At 38.5% G+C, this 21,486-nt stretch carries 10 protein-coding genes; 6 read left to right on the forward strand and 4 right to left on the reverse strand.

Going from position 1 to position 21,486, the window contains the following annotated elements:
* Positions 1 to 855: a 23S rRNA (adenine(2030)-N(6))-methyltransferase RlmJ gene (locus BN161_RS10890; RefSeq protein WP_044265951.1), complete on the reverse strand. Its 855-nt coding sequence runs from the start codon at positions 853 to 855 to the stop codon at positions 1 to 3.
* A 75-nt stretch (positions 856 to 930) separates the two neighbouring features.
* Entirely contained in the window at positions 931 to 1,500 is a 570-nt protein-coding gene (locus BN161_RS10895) for a Crp/Fnr family transcriptional regulator (RefSeq protein ID WP_044265952.1), read from the reverse strand.
* 201 nt (positions 1,501 to 1,701) lie between these two features.
* Here BN161_RS10895 and BN161_RS10900 point away from each other — a divergent pair, with 201 nt between their 5' ends.
* Positions 1,702 to 4,929, forward strand: coding sequence for a glycoside hydrolase family 2 protein (locus BN161_RS10900; RefSeq protein ID WP_044265954.1), 3,228 nt, complete (start codon positions 1,702 to 1,704; stop codon positions 4,927 to 4,929).
* Positions 4,930 to 5,045: 116 nt separating this feature from the next.
* Here the strand turns inward: BN161_RS10900 and BN161_RS10905 are convergent, their stop codons facing one another.
* Entirely contained in the window at positions 5,046 to 7,109 is a 2,064-nt protein-coding gene (locus tag BN161_RS10905) for an alginate lyase family protein (protein ID WP_167332519.1), read from the reverse strand.
* 32 nt (positions 7,110 to 7,141) lie between these two features.
* Positions 7,142 to 8,617, reverse strand: coding sequence for a sialate O-acetylesterase (locus BN161_RS10910; protein WP_044265957.1), 1,476 nt, complete (start codon positions 8,615 to 8,617; stop codon positions 7,142 to 7,144).
* A gap of 202 nt (positions 8,618 to 8,819) precedes the next feature.
* Between BN161_RS10910 and BN161_RS10915 the strand changes: the two genes are divergently transcribed.
* The 5 genes from BN161_RS10915 to BN161_RS10935 all read left to right on the forward strand — a co-directional run.
* A complete protein-coding gene (locus BN161_RS10915) occupies positions 8,820 to 11,339 on the forward strand; it encodes a hypothetical protein (RefSeq protein WP_044265958.1) in 2,520 nt (839 codons plus the stop codon).
* 177 nt (positions 11,340 to 11,516) lie between these two features.
* Positions 11,517 to 13,427 (forward strand): MGH1-like glycoside hydrolase domain-containing protein, encoded by a 1,911-nt coding sequence (locus BN161_RS10920; RefSeq protein WP_044265961.1) that lies wholly within the window; start codon positions 11,517 to 11,519, stop codon positions 13,425 to 13,427.
* A 12-nt stretch (positions 13,428 to 13,439) separates the two neighbouring features.
* Positions 13,440 to 16,247, forward strand: coding sequence for a glycoside hydrolase family 31 protein (locus BN161_RS10925; protein ID WP_044265964.1), 2,808 nt, complete (start codon positions 13,440 to 13,442; stop codon positions 16,245 to 16,247).
* Complete coding sequence (locus BN161_RS10930) at positions 16,244 to 17,980, forward strand: hypothetical protein (RefSeq protein ID WP_044265966.1); 1,737 nt, start codon at positions 16,244 to 16,246, stop codon at positions 17,978 to 17,980. The genes BN161_RS10925 and BN161_RS10930 overlap by 4 nt, the downstream gene beginning before the upstream one ends.
* A 380-nt stretch (positions 17,981 to 18,360) precedes the next feature.
* Positions 18,361 to 21,486 (forward strand): SusC/RagA family TonB-linked outer membrane protein (locus BN161_RS10935; RefSeq protein WP_244436471.1); only part of this gene is annotated, 3,126 nt, incomplete at its 3' end.

Consider the following 21,486-nt stretch of genomic DNA (forward strand, 5'->3'; position numbering starts at 1 on the left):
TCAGCTTTTTTCTATGATACATCTATATAGACTACCGTCGTGATTTTTATATCTAGTAAATATATAAGTATTGACTAATACAGAACTGAAATCGAGTATTTTATTTCTTGATTCTTGAGATAAATTTGTAGTTAAGATGCCACTACCTAGTATTCCAGGATTACAGATAATAGTATCTTTCCTTATTGAATTTATTATTAGCTCAACGCAAGTATATTCTTTAATATCTTCTTCTTTGAGTCTGTTTATGATATATTGGTTGATGTGCATTTTGTCATCTTCAGTCATAAAACCATACCATAACAAGCACTTTATGCCTGCCTGGGTGGCCTTTATTAATATATCTAAGTAACTTATTCCCGATATTCCTTTTTTGTCGATTTCATAAGGATCAATATGAAGAAAAGAAGATTTGGGAAGCGTGGGTAGCAGGTTTATAACTCCTTCGAGAGAATCTGCATGATATGTTTGAATATGTGTTTCTAACTCTATTTGTCCGGCGTAAAGTTCTATGTTTTCTAAAGCATCCTTTTCAATATCAAAGAAGATATATTGGGATGCTCGTTTTTCTAGTATGTTCATAGCTAAAGCCGGAGATCCTAAATAATTTCCTTTTTCCGTTTCTATACTTTCCAGCTTATAATAAATAGAATCTCTAAGAAACTTTTCCTTATTGGCTTTTTCCAGAAAATGATAAATACCATATTGTTGTTCCACAGTATGTGACATTTGATAAATGGCAGATGCCGAATTTGTCTCTACGTACATTTGTGGCTTTTCGATTTGAATAATCTCACAGAGTACCAGATGTTTAAATACATCTGCTTGTTTCCCGAAATGAGTATAAGTGGCCATATTTTTATGATTAATGTTTATGGCAGCAATATTAGGCTATATAAAAGATAAAAGCCTTGACCAAAGTCAAGACTTTTAAGTATACAGTTGTTTTTTTCGTATTCTGCTGAGGGTTTCGGGGGTAATACCGAGAAACTGGGCTATTTCTTTTAAAGAAAGTTTTTCTTGTAAATCGGGACATCGTTTCATTAATGACTGGTAACGTTGTTCGGGACTATCGCAATAGAAGCCTAATAAGCGTTGGTATATCTCGGCAAACATGGTTTCGGCTATCTGTCTGCCTAATCGTTGGGTATCCATGTCTGTTTCCCAGAATTGATTAAGTCGGTTTAAGCTAAGAAGATAAACTTCACATTCGGTAGTAGCCTGTATATTGACCGTAGAAGTTGCCTGTTTTATAAAAGAAGGATAGTCACAGACGAAATCGTTTACGAAGCTATAACCAACAATCCATTCATTGGCGTCTGCATCTATATGTGATAAGCGGAACATGCCGGACATGATGAAACCTATCTGATTTGTTTTTTCATTTTGCTGTACCAGATATTCATTCTTCTTGAATTTAGTAAGTACCCCTTCTTCCAGAAATAATCTTTCGAGCCTGGAAATATTGGGGTGACTGTCTTTTATATTAAATTTGTCCATAGCTATTGTATTAGTACATATGACAAAGGTACAAAGATTGCAGAAAAAATCATCTATTAATCGAAAAGTGCTGAAATATGGAGGATTAATATGTTTTTAATTCAATATTAATTCTGTTTCGGCTTATTTTTTAATGCTGCCCCGTTTACTTTGCAAACAGGAAAACAAATATGTCTAATACCTAATTAATAGTATTCTTAAATGAAACGAAATGCAATTTTATTAAGCTTGCTGACGGCTTTGTTCTTGCTACCGGGAAAGGCAGTGGGGCAAACCACATCGAGCGATGGTAAATTGGTGTATAATTTCCCGTTTGCACCAAGTGAGGGTCTTGTAAATAGGACAGAAAAGGAGTATAGGAAAGAAGTTTGCCTGAATGGTTACTGGGACTTCCAACCTGTGGCTTTGCCGGGTAGTTACGTGCAAGGTAAAGGTATAGCACCGGAACTGCCGTTGCCTAAAGAAGGGGCTTGGAGCAAAACCCGCATAAAAATACCTTCTCCCTGGAATATTAATTCTTTTGCCAACAGAGATGTGGAAGGTCCCGATCATCGCAATTACCCGTCTTATCCGAAAGAATGGGAGCAAGTGAAAATGGCATGGATGAAGAAAATGATAACGATTCCTGCTGACTGGGATGGTCAACAGATAAAACTTTATTTTGAGGCTGTATCCGGATATACTGAAGTCTATATTAATAAGGAGAAGGTGGGAGAGAATTTTGATATTTTCCTTCCGTTCAGTGTAGATATTACGGATAAAGTGAATGCAGGTGAGACAGCCGAAGTATGGGTGGGAGTTCGCAGCCAGTCTTTGTTTGAAAACAATTCTACGATTGGTCGCCGCATTGTTCCTGCCGGTTCTATGTGGGGATATCATATTGCCGGTATCTGGCAGGATGTATATTTGCTGGCATTGCCCAAAGTGCATGTGGAAGATGTATATGTGAAACCGTTGGTTTCTCAAAATATGCTTGAACTGGAAGTAACTGTACAGAATAATACGGAAAAAAAGGCTGATCTGCAACTTCAAGGTAAGATTAATGAATGGGTAAACCTGGCTGGGACAGATGTTAATTCTGCTCCTGTACCTGCATGGAAACTTGGACAGGAAGCTTTGAAAGTGGCCCCTGTTAAAGTTAGTATCCCTGCCAATACTTCAACAAAAGTTGTATTGCAGGTTCCGGTATCCGGTGAGTTGAATTTCTGGACTCCTGAGCAGCCGAATCTTTATGCCGTATTGCTTTCATTGCAGGCTAAGAAAGAAACCCTTGATATGAAATATGAGCGTTTCGGATGGCGTGAATGGACATTGCAAGGTACCACACAGTACCTGAATGGTAAACCTTATCAGTTGAGAGGTGATTCCTGGCACTTTATGGGTATTCCGCAAATGACACGCAGATATGCGTGGGCATGGTTCACTGCTGTTAAGGGAATGAATGCCAATGCAGTCCGTCCTCATGCACAGATTTATCCTCGTTTCTATATGGATGTAGCTGATGAAATGGGTATCTGTGTATTGAATGAAACTGCTAACTGGGCAAGTGATGGTGGTCCGAAACTGGATTCCGAGCTCTTTTGGGAGGCATCTAAAGAACATCTGAAACGTTTTGTACTCAGAGACCGTAACCATGCTTCTGTTTTTGGCTGGAGTATCAGTAATGAGAATAAACCGGTGATTCTGCATGTTTACAACCGGCCTGAACTTATGCCTCAGCAGAAGCAAGCCTGGGAAGACTGGAGGGATATTGTTCGTGCAAATGACCCGACCCGCCCGTGGATTTCTGCCGATGGAGAAGATGATGGAGATGGCATCTTGCCGGTTACAGTAGGTCACTATGGTGACATGAACTCAATGAAACATTGGGTTGGAATAGGTAAACCTTGGGGAATCGGTGAACATAGTATGGCATACTATGGTACACCCGAGCAGGTTGCTAAGTATAATGGTGAAAGAGCTTACGAATCGCAGTTGGGACGTATGGAAGGATTAGCTAATGAATGTTATCATCTGCTTGCTAACCAACGTAATATGGGGGCTTCTTATAGTACGGTTTTCAATATGGCATGGTATTCCTTGAAACCACTGCCGTTGGGTAAAAGGGATATGACTACGCAACCGGATATAAATAAGGATGGTATCTTCTTCGCAGAATATAAAGAAGGTGTTCCGGGCGTACAACCGGAACGTGTAGGTCCCTATTGCACTACGTTTAATCCGGGATATGATCCAAGTCTACCTTTGTATGATCCGTGGCCTATGTATGATGCTATGCGTGCAGCCAATGCACCGGGACATCCTGGTTGGTCTGCTTATGCCAATATCGACAAGAAACAATATGAAGCGCCAGCCGCTACTTCGGCAGAGAAATATAAAGAAGTCGTTTTCATTGGAGAAGACAATAGTAAACTGAAGAATATCTTGGATGCGCAAGGTGTGAAATTTGCGACTAAAGTTACTGCTCCTGCACGGATGCTTTATATTGTGGACGGTACTTATACTTTGGCTGCTGCTGAAAAGAAGAGTATGTTGACTAATATAGCTAAAGGTGCTGATGTCTGGATTTGGGGATTGACACCTCAGACTGTGAATGTGTATAATGAGATTCTGCCTCTTCCGGTGGCTTTGGATAACCTTAAGCGTTCTTCTTTCCTGCCGGTTCAGAAATCATGGATACGTGGTTTGAATAATTCAGATTTCTATTTCAGCGAACTTCAAAGAACTGATGCCTCGGAATACTCGCTGACAGGCGCTTTAGTGGAAGAAGGAGATGTATTGCTGAATGCTTGTAAGACTGATTGGAGAGCTTGGAATAAACGTCCGGAGGAACTTAAAACGGCCAGTACGGTACGGAGTGAGTACGAATGTACAGCTGCTACTCCTGTATTTGTGAAATATCGGAAAGATGCTTCCTGCTTCTATATCAGTACTTTAAAAGAGTTTACAAACTCAGAAAAAGGATACAATACATTGGGAGTTATTTTGAAGAATGCCGGAATTGACTGTAATGAGATTGAGGTGAAATCAAATGAAGTTTTCTTTTTGCGTGATAACCAGTTAATGTTCCCGAATGCTGTAAAAGATAAGTTAGTGAAAACGTCGGATGGATGGACTTTGGATATCTATGTATTTAGTCCACGTCCTTTGGATGACTTGTTGATTGAACCGAATATGCCGAAACTGACTTTGGTTGTGAAAGCAAGAGAATGCCAGCTCGCTATTAATGACAAAGCGTATGCTACTGCTTCACAAAACAGGCACGAGGCTACTTATAAAGAACTGCCCTTGCTGCAAGGTTGGAATAAGATAAGCATAAAAATAGGACAAAGAGATAAGAATGAATTCACAGGTAACTTCAGATGTGATAATAGAAATGAATTCCTTTCTTCTTTGAAAGTGATGTATATTAATCCTGAAGCTAAATGATGTATAGGTAATGATTAGAAAGGTATAGTTTTTAATAGGGTCTTTTTCGATAAGTTCAGTGTTACAATCCAGTGGCATGCGTATTATTGGCATGACACTGGATTGTTTTTTATTCACTATTCTCTACCGTTATGAAGGCTTCTGTTATCTTTGGTATTTAGTTGGATGGCTGTTTGGGCATCAATACCGCGATATCTGTTATTTTGTACGGTATTCTGATGGATTGTAATGTCTTGACAAGGGTTCATTTGCTTCTCGATGAATATTCCGTGCTCGTTGTTACCTTCAGCAAGACTGTTGTTGATGGTTATCCGGCTACTTTCTGCACATCGTATGCCTGAGCGTCCGTTACGGGCCATCTCTGAGTTGATAACTTTCACATTCTGGCAGAAAGTAGCATTTATGCCGTTTCCGTATGGGGAGGTATCGAAACGACTACTTGTTATATCACAATTTGTGATGTATGACAAATGAAGATTATGATGGAAACCGGCACCTGGCACTACGCTGGCACCATTATCACTGAAATCACATTGGTTAATACGAATATTCTTTCCACCAACTATGGCTACACCGTTTTTGGTGAAATTCTGTATGGTAATATTTTCAAATGTAATGTTCTGTATACCATCTTTCTCTTTTGATTTGAAAATGATGCCTTCCCGGCTGGGAGCGTTCATATATGAGCGGCTACGACGGTCGTGATTGGGGTCGGCATTTTCGATTACTTTAGTGGCTCCTTCTATCAGGAGGTCGCGAATAGTAACATCAGCGAGAATTTCTTCTCCATTAATGATTGCAGTTCCTGTTTGTGGCGCCGGAAAGATAATGGTTTCGCGTCCCTGACCGGCAAGAAGGGTGCCACTATATATCTTTAGAGGTGCCTCCAATGTATGTACTCCTGCTGCCAAAATAATCCATTTGCCACTCTTTTGATTGGAGTCTATGACTTCTTGTATGGATTCTCCCGGTTTTACAGAAATACTGTTGGCAGGAAGGGGTTTTGATTTGCCTTTTAAAGCTCCGATTACTGTTGGTTTCAAGAATTTATCAAAACCTGTATAAAGAGATGTTTTTGCTGGAGCATTGGGAAGCGGAGCTTTGGCAGCCGTCAGAAAACTTACCGATGACTTCGGGCGTGTGTGCTGTTTTATTGCTTTCTCGGTATATGGCAGTAATAAGCCTTTGGTATTTTTGTAATGCTGATATATGGATTCGTAGATATCCCTGAATTTGTCATTATCTCTGTCTGTAAAGACTCCGAATAAATCAATATGTTCTCCTAACATGAAACGTGCTGTATATTCGAAACCTTGTGCCAGCCTGTCATCAGCTACACAATAAAAATCTAATCCCTGCGTGTCGGCGGTTTGTGCAGCTTTGGCAAATTCACCTATACCTAATTGTACATGTCCCCAGTCGCGAGTTGTCTCTTGGCATTGTCCACCCGGATAGAGATAACGGGTGATGCCGGAGTTACCTTCTCCCCGGTAGAATCTTTCTACTGCCCGGTTGAATATTTCGTGGTTATTAGTAAAAACGCCGATACACATGATGGTACTAATCATGGATGCATCCCAGTTACCGTTAGCTTCGGTAAAGAAGTCTTTAATAGTGGGATAAAGGACTGTAAGGACCATTTGGGTGAATTGTTGCAGGTCTTTGGGTGCCCAGCCGGAATCGGTATGTTTCAGAATTTCAGCAGCATTGAGGTAGTAATATCCGAATAAACCTACATTCAGCTTGGCATTGTTTGCATCGAATCCCCGGAGAACATAACTCCACGCATTCAGGATTTCAATGGCTTTATTCGCATAGGCTTTGTCTTTGGTTATATACCACATTAATGCATGGGTATAGGCTGTTTCTGCACTCTCGGAAAACTCACGTCCGCCTATACTGTTTGCTCCATAGGGACCTACTGATATTTCAGCAAATGGTTTGGGGATAAAATCTAAAGAAGTGTTTTTCTTTAAATTCTCAAAAGCGGTTTTCCAGGGTTGTATGCCTTTTACTACCATTTCGCGCATATAGTCAAGGTCCTGTTTGCTTTGAGCCATGCCCGGATGCACGAAAGCCTTGGTTAGAAACTCTGGGTTGGAGTTCTTTTCTGGTTGGGCTGCTATACTGTGTACTAAGGTACACAGTATGCATATTAATAAGAGTATTCTTTTTCTCATCTCCATTCCTTTTGTTTTATTTAATTAGTGTTCTACCAATTGTCTGTTCTGAAGGGAGCTACGGGGATACCATAGATGTTGAATACGCTTGCTTGGATATAATTCTTATAAGCATATCGGACGGCTACCGGATGCTGTACTTTATCGCATGATACGGCAAGACGGGTAGTTTTGGTTTCTATTTCAGCATGGGCCGGGTAGAAAACTTTATCTTCACCGGCAATTTCAAATCCTTCGAGCGGGGTCCACATAGGACAAAGACCACGCTGTGCGTTGTCCACATTGATGTATATTTTGTTACCTGATATTTCCATGGATTTATAAACAGGAGTGGCGTAACCGAATCCTTTTCGTCCATAGGTTTGGGCAAGTGCCCAAAGAGCCAGGCGATTACCTACCGTTTCTTTATCTGTAGGATGGATAAAGACCGGATGACCTACATCCAGAGTGGTAACCATTCCACTATTAGGAATATCCTTCATATTTTGTTGTTGGACTTCACGCATGCGGGCGGCTGAGGTGCCATCGGTCCCTTCATAATTGAAGGGGGCAATCTCTACGAAGTAAAAAGGGAATTCTCCTATATTCCATTTACTGCGTAAGTCTTTGACAAAAGCAGGCATCAGACTTTGGTATAAATCAGCATTGTCACGATTACTTTCGCCTTGATACCAAAGGAAGCCTTTAATGGTGAAATTCGTGAAAGGAGCTATTTTCCCATTGTAGAGTACACATGGAGTAGCTGTGATGTTTTTTACAGGTTCATCATTGTCGAGTATGGCTAAATCAATACTTTTAAATGGGCTTATGGCTTCCCGGCTCATCCATGCTTCTACTTTTGATCCTCCAAGAGAAGATACAATAATACCGACTGGTACTTCCAGTACTTCCTGAATATATCGGGCGAAAAAGTATGCTGCTGCACTTGTGTGGGATACGTTGACTGGAGTATTCTCTAACCACTCACCTTTACAATCTTCCTGTGGGGTTTTGCTATATTGCCGTACCCATCTTCCATCTTTAGAATCGGTGTTGTAGATGCGGATTGGGGTAGAGGCTTTCGCTTTGGCTATGATATCGTTTGTGCCCTGAGTGGGTTGGCGGTCGAAACCACTCAGGGGCATTTCCATGTTCGATTGTCCGGAGCAGAACCAGACTTCACCTATTAATATATTTTTCAATGTTAAAGCCTCTCCATCGCTGAATGTAATTTCATAGGGGCCTCCGGCTATTGGTGTGGAGACATTTAATAACCATTTTCCTTGTTTGTCTGCAGTTGTTTTATAGGTTCTGTTATCCCATGATGTTTTTATGGTAACAGACGAGTTTTCTTTGGCTTTTCCCCATAGCTTTACATTTGCTTGTTGTTGCAATACCATGTTGCTACTAAGTACGGAGGGTAATTGTACTTTGGCTCCTACGAATGTGGAGACAGATAAAAAGTGTGTTAATAGTAAAAAAGTAATCAACGATTTTACTTTCATGTGACTAAAAAAAAGTTTTTCCATAATACTGTTTCAATTTGATGATAGAACAAGCTTTTTGTCCTTTGCAACAAAAGTAAACCAGAGATATTACTTCTCTGATTAATTTGTTATTAATTTGCGCATAATATCGGTTTAATTGAATTCAGATTCCAAATTCTCGTGTCCTTTATTTGTTATGGGGGATTTTTTTATACCTTTGCAGAGTGTTCTTTAACGAGATACTATGAAAAGTAAATTGCTAATTTGGATATTATGTTTCTTCTCATTGGGAAATTTGAAGGTGTTGGCTTCTACAGATTATGGCCTTCATTTCAAATCTCATTCTGTGCCAGGCAATGAACGCACCTCTTTGTCTCTTGATGAGAACTCTCCTTTTCATGTGGAGAAGGAGTTTATTATTGATTTTCAAATGTGGGTTCGTAATGAGCCTGATTTCGGGGCTATTCTTCATTTATGTACGAATGAAAATCAATTTCTTCATTTTGTTTTTGCTGCAGGTGATAATAACAGGAATTTTCCAGCTCTCGTTTTCAATGAGGGAATGTTTGCTATTAATACCAATATTGAAAAAGGTAAATGGGTTCCTGTGTCTTTACACCTTAATATAAAGGAGAATCAAATTGATTTGAAATATGATAGTAGGGACACTACGATGGTAGTGCCATTGCGTGGTACCAAAGATATTACAGTTTCGTTTGGAAAATCTCCATATTTCTCGGCAGATGTAGTTCCTATGAATATTAGGGATATAAAAATTACCCGGGATGGGGAACTGATAAGATATTGGAAGTTGTGGAAGCATAATGGCGATGTTTGTCTTGATGAAGTTGAAGGGGCTGTGGCATTAGCTTCTTATCCTTCATGGCTCATTGATAATCATATTGAATGGCGGAAAATATATACAGAGAAAACATCAGGTCGTTTGGATGTCGCTTTTAATGCCCGTGATGCCTTGTTCTATCTTGTGCGACAAAATAAAATAGAAATATTAAATGGTATTTCCGGTAACCGGAACGAGGTCTCTATTGTGGAGGGGTATCCGGCTATGGAATATACAGATCACATGGTTTATGATACACTGACTAATCAGTTATTGTCTTATTCTTTACACGAAAAGTTGGTTTCAGCTTTGTCTGTCGACGAAGGGAAATGGAGTCTGAATGAAAGACATTTGGATGAGCCTCGTTACTACAACCATGCACGTACGTTTAGTCCGTCTGATTCTTCATTTTATTTTTGGGGAGGATATGGATTCTACCAATATAGGAATAACCTATATCGGTTGAAAGTGGGTATGAAACAGGTTGAAGAAGTTGCATATACCCCTGTTATTTCTCCTCGTTACTCATCTGCAGCAGCTATAGTAGGCGATGAACTGTATATTTTTGGTGGTCGTGGAAATAAACAGGGAAAGCAAGAATTCAATGCTCATTTTTATTATGAGTTGTGTGCCATTAATCTGAAAACGGGAAAGTCTCGTAGTGTATGGAAGAAAAAACAATCTACAGATATGTTGTTGATGGCATCTTCCATGTACTTTGAACCTTCGGACAGTTCTTTTTATGCTGTTAGTTTGAAAGACGGAGGCAGCCTTTGGAAGGTTTTCATGAATGATTCTGCTTGGGTAGAGATATCGAAGCCTATTCGTAATGATTTGGTTCATCAGGATTGCGATTTTAGTTTTTATTCGTCGCCTGCCTATCATAAACTGTATCTGGTGATGGATAAGATTTTGAGTGACCGTACACATGATGTGGCTATTTATTCTATTAATACTCCTTTACTGAATGATAATGAAATTGCGCAGGCGGTGAATAAGGACTTTGCTTCGGTGTGGTTATGGTGGTCATGTGGTATCCTGTTGTTGGGAGGAGCAGTATTCCTTTTATACCGGATAAAATGCAGCAGAAAGAAAGTCGAATTTGAAGATACAAAAGAAGATAATACTCAGGTGGAGGTTCTTCCTGTTAATGAAACGGTAGAGGAGGTTGCAGCGGCAGAAAAGTATTTTGATCGCAGTCGTTCGGCAATCTCTTTGTTGGGCACATTTAATGTTCGTGATAAAGACGGTAATGACATAACAGGAGCTTTTACACCACGATTGAAAAGCTTGCTTATATTGTTGGTGCTTTATACGGAAAAAAGCAAGCAAGGCATCTTGACTAAAAAAGCTACAGATATTCTGTGGTCAGACAAAGAAGAAGAATCTGCTCGCAATAACCGTAATGTGACTTTGCGTAAGTTGCGTATATTGTTAGAAAAAGTAGGTGATGTGGAAGTTGTCAGTGATGCGGGATTTCTGTGTATCAGATGGCGTGAGGGAGTGTTTTGTGATTATCGGATGGCGCTGGATTGTATTCGTCAATTTAAGGAAAATGGTGATCATGGAGATGATAAGCTCCTGAATCAGATATTGGAAATCTTATTGTATGGTCCGTTGCTGTCAAATACCATTGTTGATTGGTTGGATGAATTTAAAGATTCTTATTCCAGTCTTTCTATTGATTTGCTGAGGAATTTGTTGGATGTACAACGTAATAATTATGATACAGTACTGCGTATTGCTGATATCCTGTTCTTGCATGATCCTCTGAATGAAGAAGCTTTGGCTGCTAAATGCTCTATTCTTTTTATACAAGGTAAAAAGGGTATTGCAAAGAGTGTATATGACCGTTTCTGCAAGGAGTATAAAGATTCATTAGGAGAGGAATATAAGGTCCCCTTATGTAATTTATATAAATGATAATTTATAAGAATAAGAAAAAGCGCTTAATCATAACAATTAAGCGCTTTTTTAATGTCCAATTAATAAAGGATGGCTCTGTTTTTTAAGACTAAGGCTTTTATTTTGCATTCGTGGAAGTATTCTTAAAATCTTCCAATGAAAAGTTAAACTGATGTCTAATTTAGTCTTTAAACTGTGAAAAAGTACTTGTTGATCGGATTGTTTTTATTAGGTTTGTTTATCTATCCTATTAAGGCCATTTCAGGTAACACTCCTGAAGAATTATATGAGAGTTTGCAAAAACGGTTGGCTTCCGGTTGGAATACCTGGGATACCCGTAGTGTGCTGACTCATGTATTTCTTCCTTATGGTTTTGCTGTCGATCTGAATATGATGGATGCAGATGGAAGTCGTGTAAGGAAATTCAGAATCGGAGATAGGGCTAAAGGAGCGCCATTATTACAGCCGGGACCTCATTCTTTTGATGGAGCGTATACCAAAATGACCATAGATTGGAGAGGATATAAGTTGCAGGTGGAAAGTGCTGCTATGGGACTTAAAAACGTAATTCTAATCAGACCACTGGCTGAGACGAAGAAAGGAGGACGATTGGTGGTTATCCCTGAAAGTCTTTGGAAACGGGGCAATACACTTAGCGTGGATAGTTTAGGATTTACATTGGCATCACGTGATAAAGTTGTTGAAATCAAAACTTATATAGAGGGTGAACTTCTGGAAAAAAAAGGAAGGGAGTTTATTCTGTCTTTAGATACTCCGGTTGCTATCTGTTGCGGAGAAAATATGGAATTGGATGAGGCAATTACTTTCATTAATGACCGTGCCCGGGATTTTATTAATTCTAATCAGAAACAATTTGGTGAAAATTATGATTGCTATAATGCCATGCAAAGTGTTTTGGCTTGGGATAATATATATGATCCTGGCATTAGGAGGGTGATTACTCCTGTAAGTCGGATTTGGAGTTCCGAATGGTTTGCCAGTGAAGATTTTGGTGGTTTCACACTGTTCTGTTGGGATACTTACTTTGCATCGATGATGCTTGCTGTTGGCAATAAAGAATTGGCTTATGCAAATGCTGTAGAGATAACTAAAGCGATAACAGAGCGTGGATTTGTACCCAACTGTTTTTATAGCAATAATTTTAAGTCAAGAGATCGTTCTCAGCCACCTGTTGGTTCTTTGGCTGTTTGGACAATATATAAGCAATATCAAGAAAAATGGTTCTTGGAGTTATTATATAAAGAATTACTAACTTGGAATCGCTGGTGGAGCCGGAATAGAGAGGATGGAGGGTTATTATGCTTAGGTAGTAATCCTTATGAAAAGGTTACTTATTTCAGGTCTGAGTTTGATACGGATTGTCACTATGGTGCTGTTTTGGAATCAGGATTGGATAATTCTCCAATGTATGATGGAGTACTTTTTAATAAGCAAAAACATTTGTTGGAACAACATGATGTAGGCATGTCTTCTTTGTATGTAATGGATTGTGACTATCTGGCTTTAATAGCGGAAGAACTCGGGTATAAAAAAGATGTAACTGAACTTAGAAAACGCGCGGAATATTATCGCAATAATTTAGCAGGGTTGTGGGATGATAAGACTGGATTTTACTATAATCGTTCTACCAGAGATCTGAAATTTAATTATCGCACTTCACCCACTTGCTTTTATCCATTGCTGGCAAAAGTACCTACAAAGAATCAGGCTGAGAGGATGATAAAAGAGCATTTACTGAACACTGATGAGTTCTGGGGGGAGTACGTAATTCCTTCTGTACCTAAAAATGATCCTGCATTTAAAGATAATGAATATTGGCGGGGACGCATTTGGGCTCCATTGAATTTTCTGGTATACTTAGGATTGAATAACTATGAATTTCCGGAAGTGAGACATGCCTTTGCCGAAAAATCCCAAAAATTATTATTGAAATCCTGGTTATCACATGGATATGTCTTTGAAAATTACAATGCCCTCACTGGTGAAGGTGATGATGTTGTGCGAAGTGATAAGTTCTATCATTGGGGGGCATTGCTGGGATATATTTCCCTTATAGAGAATGGAGTTGTAAGTAAATGTAATTAATAATAATCGATCATGAAAAATATAATTTTGATTATCAGCTTTTTGTTTTGTACAGTTTCTATTGTATATGCCCAGAAACAGCCTTTTTTAAAGGATTCCTGGAAAGGGGATATGACCTCTATAAAGCAAGAAAAAGGAAGTCTGAAGATAGCATCTGTTGCTGCGCCTGAAATGTGTTGGCATTTAGATGCCGCTTCTAAAAAGGTGAGTATGTATAGAGATGTGCAATTGAACGGTGTGAATAGAACAGTTTGGTGTAGTTTTCTGGCGTTGAAAGAAAAAGGAAACTCGCGTTTGGGCTTTTCATTTGAGAAAGGTAATAGTGAAAAACTATTTGTTGAAGTCAAACAGACGCAGGAGCCTCAGTTGGTTGTAGTACGTATCGATTTTTCTGAAAAGGCTGATAAGGTATATGTTTTTTATAGCCCTACCGCAGCTTCTGTTCCTGATTTGGAAAATGCCGAGTATACTTTATCGGGTAAATTTGATTTTGACCGCATTAGAATCATAGCAGAAAAAGGGAGCAAAGGGATTTTTAGCGATGTCTCTTTGGGTGAGAATTATCAGGATGTAGTACATCCTAATGTCTTACAAGTTGTAGCGAAGGAAGGACAACCACAAACAGTTCTTTCCTGGGAAAAGAAACAGCAGGCTTTGTGGATTCATACTTCAGGTGGAACTTTGTATTTGCAACCTTATAATATAGGAAGTGTACATGTGATGTTCGGCTCTGAGAATGAAATAAAAGAATATAAGAGTTTTGCCGTAACGCAACAGGCAAAAGTGGCAGAGTTTAAAGTGGAGGATACTCAGGAAGATATTGTATTACGTTCTTCCCGTTTAGTTGTTACTGTAAATAAGAATAAAGGGTATATTAGTCTGCTTGATGAGTCTGGAAAAACCTTACTGAAAGAGTTTCCGGAAAAAGCGAGAATGAATATGTGTGGAGATTCTGTCAATGCATATTGTAAGTTCCAGTTACGAGATGAAGAGGCTTTATATGGTTTGGGGCAGTTCAGAGATAACTTAATGAACTTGAGGAATGCCAAGCGGGAACTGGTTCAGTTTAATACGCAAGCTGCGGTACCGGTTATTTATTCTACTGGTGGTTGGGGATTGTTTTGGGATAATCCTTCCCGGACTATTTATACAGACAATAGTACCGGTATGAGTTTGGCTTCTGATTACGGTAAGATCGTTAACTATTATCTTTTTGTAGGTGATAAAATGGATAATTTGGTAGCTGCATATCGTTCTTTGACGGGAGGGGCTCCGATGTTGCCCGATTGGGCTTTAGGTTATCACCAAAGCCGTAACCGTTATGCTACGCAAAAAGAGGTAATGGAGATAGCTAAAAAGATGAAGGAAGAGGATATTCCTGCAAGTACTATCTTTATAGATTATCATTATTGGGGTAAGTACGGAACAGGTTCACATAGGTTTGATGAAACTTTATTCCCTGATGTTCCTTCAATGTTGGACAGTCTCCATAACGTTTATGATATGAAGGTAGTTTTGACAATGTGGCCCTGCTTCAAACCGGGTATCCCTAATTATAATGAAATGTCACAAAAAGGGTATATATTGGAAGGAGCCAAAGCTATTGACGGCTATATATATGATACTTTTAATCCGAATGCAGCCAAAATGTATTGGGATAAGGTTTCTTCTTTAGTGGACTTGAATATCGATGGCTGGTTTTTAGATGGACCGGAACCTGACCATGTAGCCTCATACTTGCCACTTAATACTTATGCCGGACCAGCTCAGAAGGTACGAAATGTATACCCTTTGGTTCATGCATCACATTTTTATGAAGGAATAACCAAAGCTCGTCCCGGTATCCGTCCTTATATGTTGACCCGTTGCGCGTGGGCTTCCCAACAAAAGTGGGGAACGGCTGTGTGGTCTGGTGATATTCCAACGACATTTGCCGAATTACAAACGCAGGTCGCAGCAGGATTAAATTTTACAGCAACGGGAATCCCCTACTGGACTACAGATATTGGTGGTTATTCAGGAGGAGACCCTTCTAAAAAAGATTATCAGGAGTTGTTTGTACGTTGGTTTCAGTATGGAACATTCTGTCCCGTTTTTCGTTGCCATGGACGTCGTTATCCGGGAGATACGAAAGCACCGAATGAGTTATGGGCATACGGTCCAGAGGTACAACGTATCTGTACTGATCTTATAAAATTACGATATCGGCTTTTGCCTTATATTTATACCCTATCAGGTAAAGTTACTCACGAGCATTATACACCAATGCGCTTACTGGCTTTTGATTTTGCTTATGATCAAAATGTATTAGACTGTAAAGATCAGTTTATGTATGGACCTGCTCTCCTGGTTTGCCCCGTTTTGGAGGCAGGAGCAACTTCCCGCTCTGTATATCTGCCACAAGGATGTACTTGGGTAGATTTCTGGACCGGTGCAATCTACCAAGGAGGAACTACAATTACTGCAGAAGCACCTCTGGATAAAATGCCTTTGTTTGTGAAGTCTGGTTCTATCATCCCCTATTATACTTCTGTTGAGAAAAATATTAATGTTGATGTTCCGCTTGAGATTCATGTCTTTGGTGGGGAAAACGCAAGTTTCAATTTATACGAAGATGATGGTGAGACGTTGAAATATAAAAATGGCAATTATAGTACTATTCCGTTTAAGTGGAATGATCGTACAAAGGAATTTATAGTTGGAGAACGCACTGGCGATTATGCTGTAAAGGACAGGGACCTTATTATTAAACTCAAAGGTAAAGATGTGATAAAGAGGATAAAATATAGTGGTAAAGAAATAAAAGTTATATTGAAATGAGCCTCAGGAGATTGATAATAGTTAGTTTCTTTTTCTTATCTTTCTTTGCAAATATTTTTGCAGATGGAAGTGTTAGGGGATGGATTATTCTGTCTGACAATATGGAACGTGCTATCCGGACAATAAAAACAGCAAAAGAGTATAATATCAATCAGCTTCAGTTGTCCCATGAGATCATCCATGATTTAAAGGCCATTAAAGAAGAAAAGGTATGTGAACAGGTTAATAAACTCATTCGTCTTGCACATTTAGAAGGTATTGATGAAGTGTTGCTTTGGGATCATAGCTTATATTCTCTGGATTATTATCCATCGTGTTTTAGAACAGGACCTAATGGTACAATAAATCTGGATAATCCTAAATTCTGGGAATGGTTTAAAGATGACTATCGCCGGATGCTCAACAGGGCTCCTGAAGCAGATGGACTTGTGCTAACATTTATTGAAACTGGAGCTTATGCGGAAAAGCAGTACTCAATGAATATGAAAACCCCTGAGGAAAAACTGGCAGCTGTTGTAAATGCTATTTCCGATGTCGTTATTGGTGAAAGAGGAAAGAAACTCTGTATTCGTACTTTTGCTTATTCGGAAGAAGAGTATAAGAGTACTGTTGGATGTATAGAGCATATAAAGAGTGATAAGGTCATTTTAATGATGAAAGAAACCCCTCATGATTTCTTTCTGACACATCCGGATAACTCCTATATCAGAAAGATGAATAGACCTACAATTGTAGAGTTTGATTCTGGTAATGAATACAGTGGGCAAGGTGTTGTTGCTAACACATGGCCTGAATATACAATGAAAAGATGGGGTAGTTATATTAACTGTCCCAATGTTACCGGATATGTTGCAAGGACGGATCGTTATGGAGATACCAGCATAGTAGGAACAGCTAATGAAATTCAGTTGTATGCACTGAAGCGGATGACGGAAGAACAAACTGTATCTCCAATGCAAATCTATAATGAATTTATTACGTCGAGGTATGGTGAGGATGCTTTGTTGCCCATTAGAAAAGCGTTTCAAAATGCATATGATATAGTCACATCTGTTTTTTATACCTTAGGAACAAATCTAACAGATCATTCTTCTCTAAATTATGAAAACAATAAATGGGGATATAGCAGGCATGTGTCTGGAAGATGGATTGATCCGCCTATGGTTCTTGTTAAGCATGATATAAATAAAACATTTCATTATTGGAAAGATATTATAAATCATATTGCTCCTGTACACTTTAAGTCATTATCATCTCCGTTAGCTGTTGAAGTGAAGACCGTTTTTGATAATCAATGGATAGAACCTGATGAAAAAATGGATAGTGTATATTATAATTATATTCTAACGGAAAAACAGTATGGAGTTAAACTAGCTTCCGAAGCAGTCGCTGAAATAGAAAAGGTAAAGCCTTTATTAGAATCTGCGACATATAATGATTTATACCAGCTGTTTTATCGTACTTATTTGACTGCATGTTTGCATGAAGCTGTATGCACGGCATATTATGGTTCCAGAATCTATGTCAGAGCTAAGCAGTTTCATCCTAAAGGTTTGAAGGAACGTATTTTTTTATCACTAAAAAAAATAGAACAAGTTTCGGAGGATATGAATTTATTGGTGAATACATATCCTGTCGGTCAATATGACTGGTTGAATGATGTAAAGATTGCTTTAAGATGCAGGAGTAGAGTTCTGAAGATGTTGAATTCAAAATCGCTCCAAAATGAATAAATTCCTCCAATGGATAAAGTTGGATCATAAGTTTGTTCCCCAATCGTTCTATGTATTAACAAAGAAGCGATTAATCTTTTAATTTAATTCAAAATTAAGCACCAGATAAGCGTGATATCACTCAATTTTTAATCTTAGGCATGTAATTTTGCCATATCAAAACGATAATAATAGGTTCGATAATAAGTTCTTTTTTTAAGAATAAAATACAAGATTGTATTTAGGATAACAATTTAAAAAAGATAAGTAAATTGAAAGAATACATAACTTTAAAAGAAATGCATATGAAAGATACAAGTTAACCAAAGACACATCCTTCCTACTTATTTGATCTAAAGGATACGTTATTTTTTATGAAAAACAATTTTAAAAGTGAGATTATGAAACACATGAAAAACAAATCTAATTTTGTGAAAGTTAGCAAATACACTTATTGGTGTGTGCTAATGATGTTCTTGATGGTGCTTACTCCGATGCGTGCACAAACTTCCCGAAGTATATCCGGGCAGGTTGTTGACGAATTGGGTGAAGCAATTATTGGTGCTAATGTGACTGTAGTTGGAAATAAGTCATTAGGTACTATAACTGATATTGATGGAAATTTTACTCTAACGGTTCCTCAAGGAACAACATTGGAAGTTTCTTATATTGGTTATGTGAATAAAAAAGTGGCAGTGGATAACAAAACCAGCTATAAAATTACTTTAAAGGAAGACTCTGAACAATTGGATGAAGTAGTGGTAGTAGGATATGGTACTCAGAAGAAAGTGAATTTGACGGGTGCTGTGTCTGCTATTACTAATGAAGAGTTAGTTGCTACCAAAAGTCAAAATGCTCAGAATATGTTGACTGGTAAGGTTCCTGGCGTTCGTGTAATCCAAAAAACATCTGAACCGGGTGAATTTACTAACCAGTTTGATATCCGTGGTTTTGGTTCTCCACTAATCGTAGTTGATGGTGTTCCTCGTGGCAATTTACAACGTATGGACCCGAATGAAATTGAATCAATTTCTGTTTTGAAAGATGCTTCGGCTGCTATATATGGTGTACGTGCGGCTAATGGCGTTGTCTTGATTACTACAAAGAAAGGTGAAAAGAATAAGCCAAAGATTGAATACAATATGTATTATGGTATTCAAACTCCGGCAGAAATGTTGGAGCCTGTAGGTGCTGTAGACCGTATGAGACTATTTAATGAAAAGTCAATGCGTAATCTGACAAATCCGCAGCTTACTTATTCAGATGAGCAGATTGAAGAGTATCTGAATGGAACATTGAAATCTACTGATTGGTATGATGCGGTAATTCGTAATTCAGCTCCCCAGCAGCAACACAATGTTTCATTGAGTGGTGGAAGTGAAAAAACTGATTATTATGTAAACTTCGGTTATACAGATCAGGAAGGTTTCTTCAAGTCAAAAGCAATGGATTATAATCGTTATAATCTTCGTGCAAATTTGAATGCAGAAGTAGCTAAGAATTTGAAGGCTTCAATTAAAATAAATGGTATAATTGATAGTAAACAACGTCAGTACTTATCAACTTGGGAGGTTTATAAAGCTTTGTGGCGTGCAAGTCCTAATGAGAAATTGTATGCTAATGATAATCCGGAATATTTCCAAAAGATGTCATCCGACCAGTTGAATCTTCTGGCAGCAACAGATCCTGATGTTTCCGGTTATAATAAGACAACAAATAAAATCTTCCAGTCTACGATGGAACTTGAATATGCTGTGCCATTTGTAAAAGGTCTGAAGGTGAAAGGCATGTTCAGCTATGATACTTCTATAGCTGATAATACCATATATAAGAAAGAGTATAATGAGTATACTTATAGTGAAGCAACTAATACGTATACTGCTTATGCTATGCAGTCACCGACTAATCTGGAACGCTATTATGGTAATTCATGGACTACTTTGTGGCAAGCTTCTGTAAGCTATGAGAATACTTTTGCATCAAATCATAATGTATCTGGATTGTTGCTGTTTGAAGAAGCACACAGTGTAGGTGATAACATTCGTGCAGCTCGTGATTTCTCTATTCCTTTGCCTTATTTATTTGCAGGTAATTCAGCTAATCAAGTTGGTACAGCTAATGCAAATGGATTGACAGAAAGTGCTTCTCAGGCGTTGGTTGGTAGATTTAATTATGATTATAAAGGACGTTATTTGTTAGAATTCGCCTTTCGTTATGACGGTTCTTCCAAATTCCCGTCACATAGCCGTTGGGGCTTTTTCCCCAGTGCTTCTGTGGGGTGGCGTATGAGTGAAGAAACTTTCATAAAAGATAAATTGCCGTTTGTTAACAACCTGAAACTTCGCGGTTCTTATGGTAAGATGGGTGATGATTCTGTTGCTGATTATCAATTTATTTCCGGATATGATTACCCGAATACCAGTGGTGATAAATTTAATAAAACTCCGAAAGGATATTTTTTCAATGGCTCATTCATGAATTCATTAGGTTTCCGTGCGGTAGCCAATCCTAATATTACGTGGTACACTGTTAAGACTCTGAATGTGGGAATTGATGCTGATTTGTGGAATGGCCTATTAGGTGTTTCTTTTGATTTATTTCAGCGTGACCGTGATAACCTGATGGCTAATCGTATTGCTACTATTCCAGGAACATTCGGTGCTGCAATGCCTAAAGAGAATTTGGAGAGTGACCGTACAAAAGGTTTTGAAGTTGAACTAAGACATCGCAATCGTGTGGGGCAGGTTAATTATAGTGTTTCTGGAAACATTGCTATTACTCGTTCCATGTGGCGTTACAAAGAACGCACCCCGTCAGGTAACTCATATGATAACTGGAGAAATAACTTAACTAATCGTTATAATGACATTTGGTTTGGTTATGGGGCAGACGGTCGCTATACCTCATGGGAACAAATTGCTAACTCTCATATATTTGCTGGTAATGCAACTCTTCCTGGTGATTATATTTATGAAGACTGGAATGGTGATGGTACAATTGATGATATGGATAGATATCCTATTGCTACAACTACTAATTCTACTGCTGCTAATTTCCAGGATAAGAAAAATTATCCGTTGATGAACTTTGGTTTAACTCTTTCTGCTCAATGGAAAGGTTTTGATGTTAATATGACTTTCCAAGGTGCTGCAATGTCCTATGTATCTTATGGTGAACAGTTGTCAGCCCCCTTGCAATTTAATGGTAATGCTTTGGATATGTTCTTGGACAGATGGCGTCCAGTTGATACAAAGCAAGATCCCTACGATCCTTCTTGCCAATGGATTTCAGGATATTATTCATATGGTGGTACAACTCCGGATGTTAATTCTGAATTCTCTATTCAGAAAGGTACTTATTTGCGTTTGAAGACGGCTGAAATAGGTTACACTTTACCAAAGAATTGTTTGTCATTCGTAGGTATAAAGAATTTGAGAATTTATATGAATGGATATAACTTGTTCACTATAACAGGTGTGAAAGGTGTCGATCCGGAAAGACCGGCTGAACTCTATGGATATATGTAT

The sequence above is a fragment of the Bacteroides timonensis genome, assembly GCF_000513195.1.
GTDB classification, from domain to species: domain Bacteria; phylum Bacteroidota; class Bacteroidia; order Bacteroidales; family Bacteroidaceae; genus Bacteroides; species Bacteroides timonensis.

Excerpts from the sequence above, each read along its gene's own strand:
- BN161_RS10890 (WP_044265951.1), bottom strand. The coding sequence starts at position 855 with ATGGCCACTTATACTCATTTCGGGAAACAAGCAGATGTATTTAAACAT.
- BN161_RS10925 (WP_044265964.1), top strand. The coding sequence starts at position 13,440 with ATGAAAAATATAATTTTGATTATCAGCTTTTTGTTTTGTACAGTTTCT.
- BN161_RS10915 (WP_044265958.1), top strand. The coding sequence starts at position 8,820 with ATGAAAAGTAAATTGCTAATTTGGATATTATGTTTCTTCTCATTGGGA.
- BN161_RS10900 (WP_044265954.1), top strand. The coding sequence starts at position 1,702 with ATGAAACGAAATGCAATTTTATTAAGCTTGCTGACGGCTTTGTTCTTG.
- BN161_RS10895 (WP_044265952.1), bottom strand. The coding sequence starts at position 1,500 with ATGGACAAATTTAATATAAAAGACAGTCACCCCAATATTTCCAGGCTC.
- BN161_RS10905 (WP_167332519.1), bottom strand. The coding sequence starts at position 7,109 with ATGAGAAAAAGAATACTCTTATTAATATGCATACTGTGTACCTTAGTA.
- BN161_RS10930 (WP_044265966.1), top strand. The coding sequence starts at position 16,244 with ATGAGCCTCAGGAGATTGATAATAGTTAGTTTCTTTTTCTTATCTTTC.
- BN161_RS10910 (WP_044265957.1), bottom strand. The coding sequence starts at position 8,617 with ATGGAAAAACTTTTTTTTAGTCACATGAAAGTAAAATCGTTGATTACT.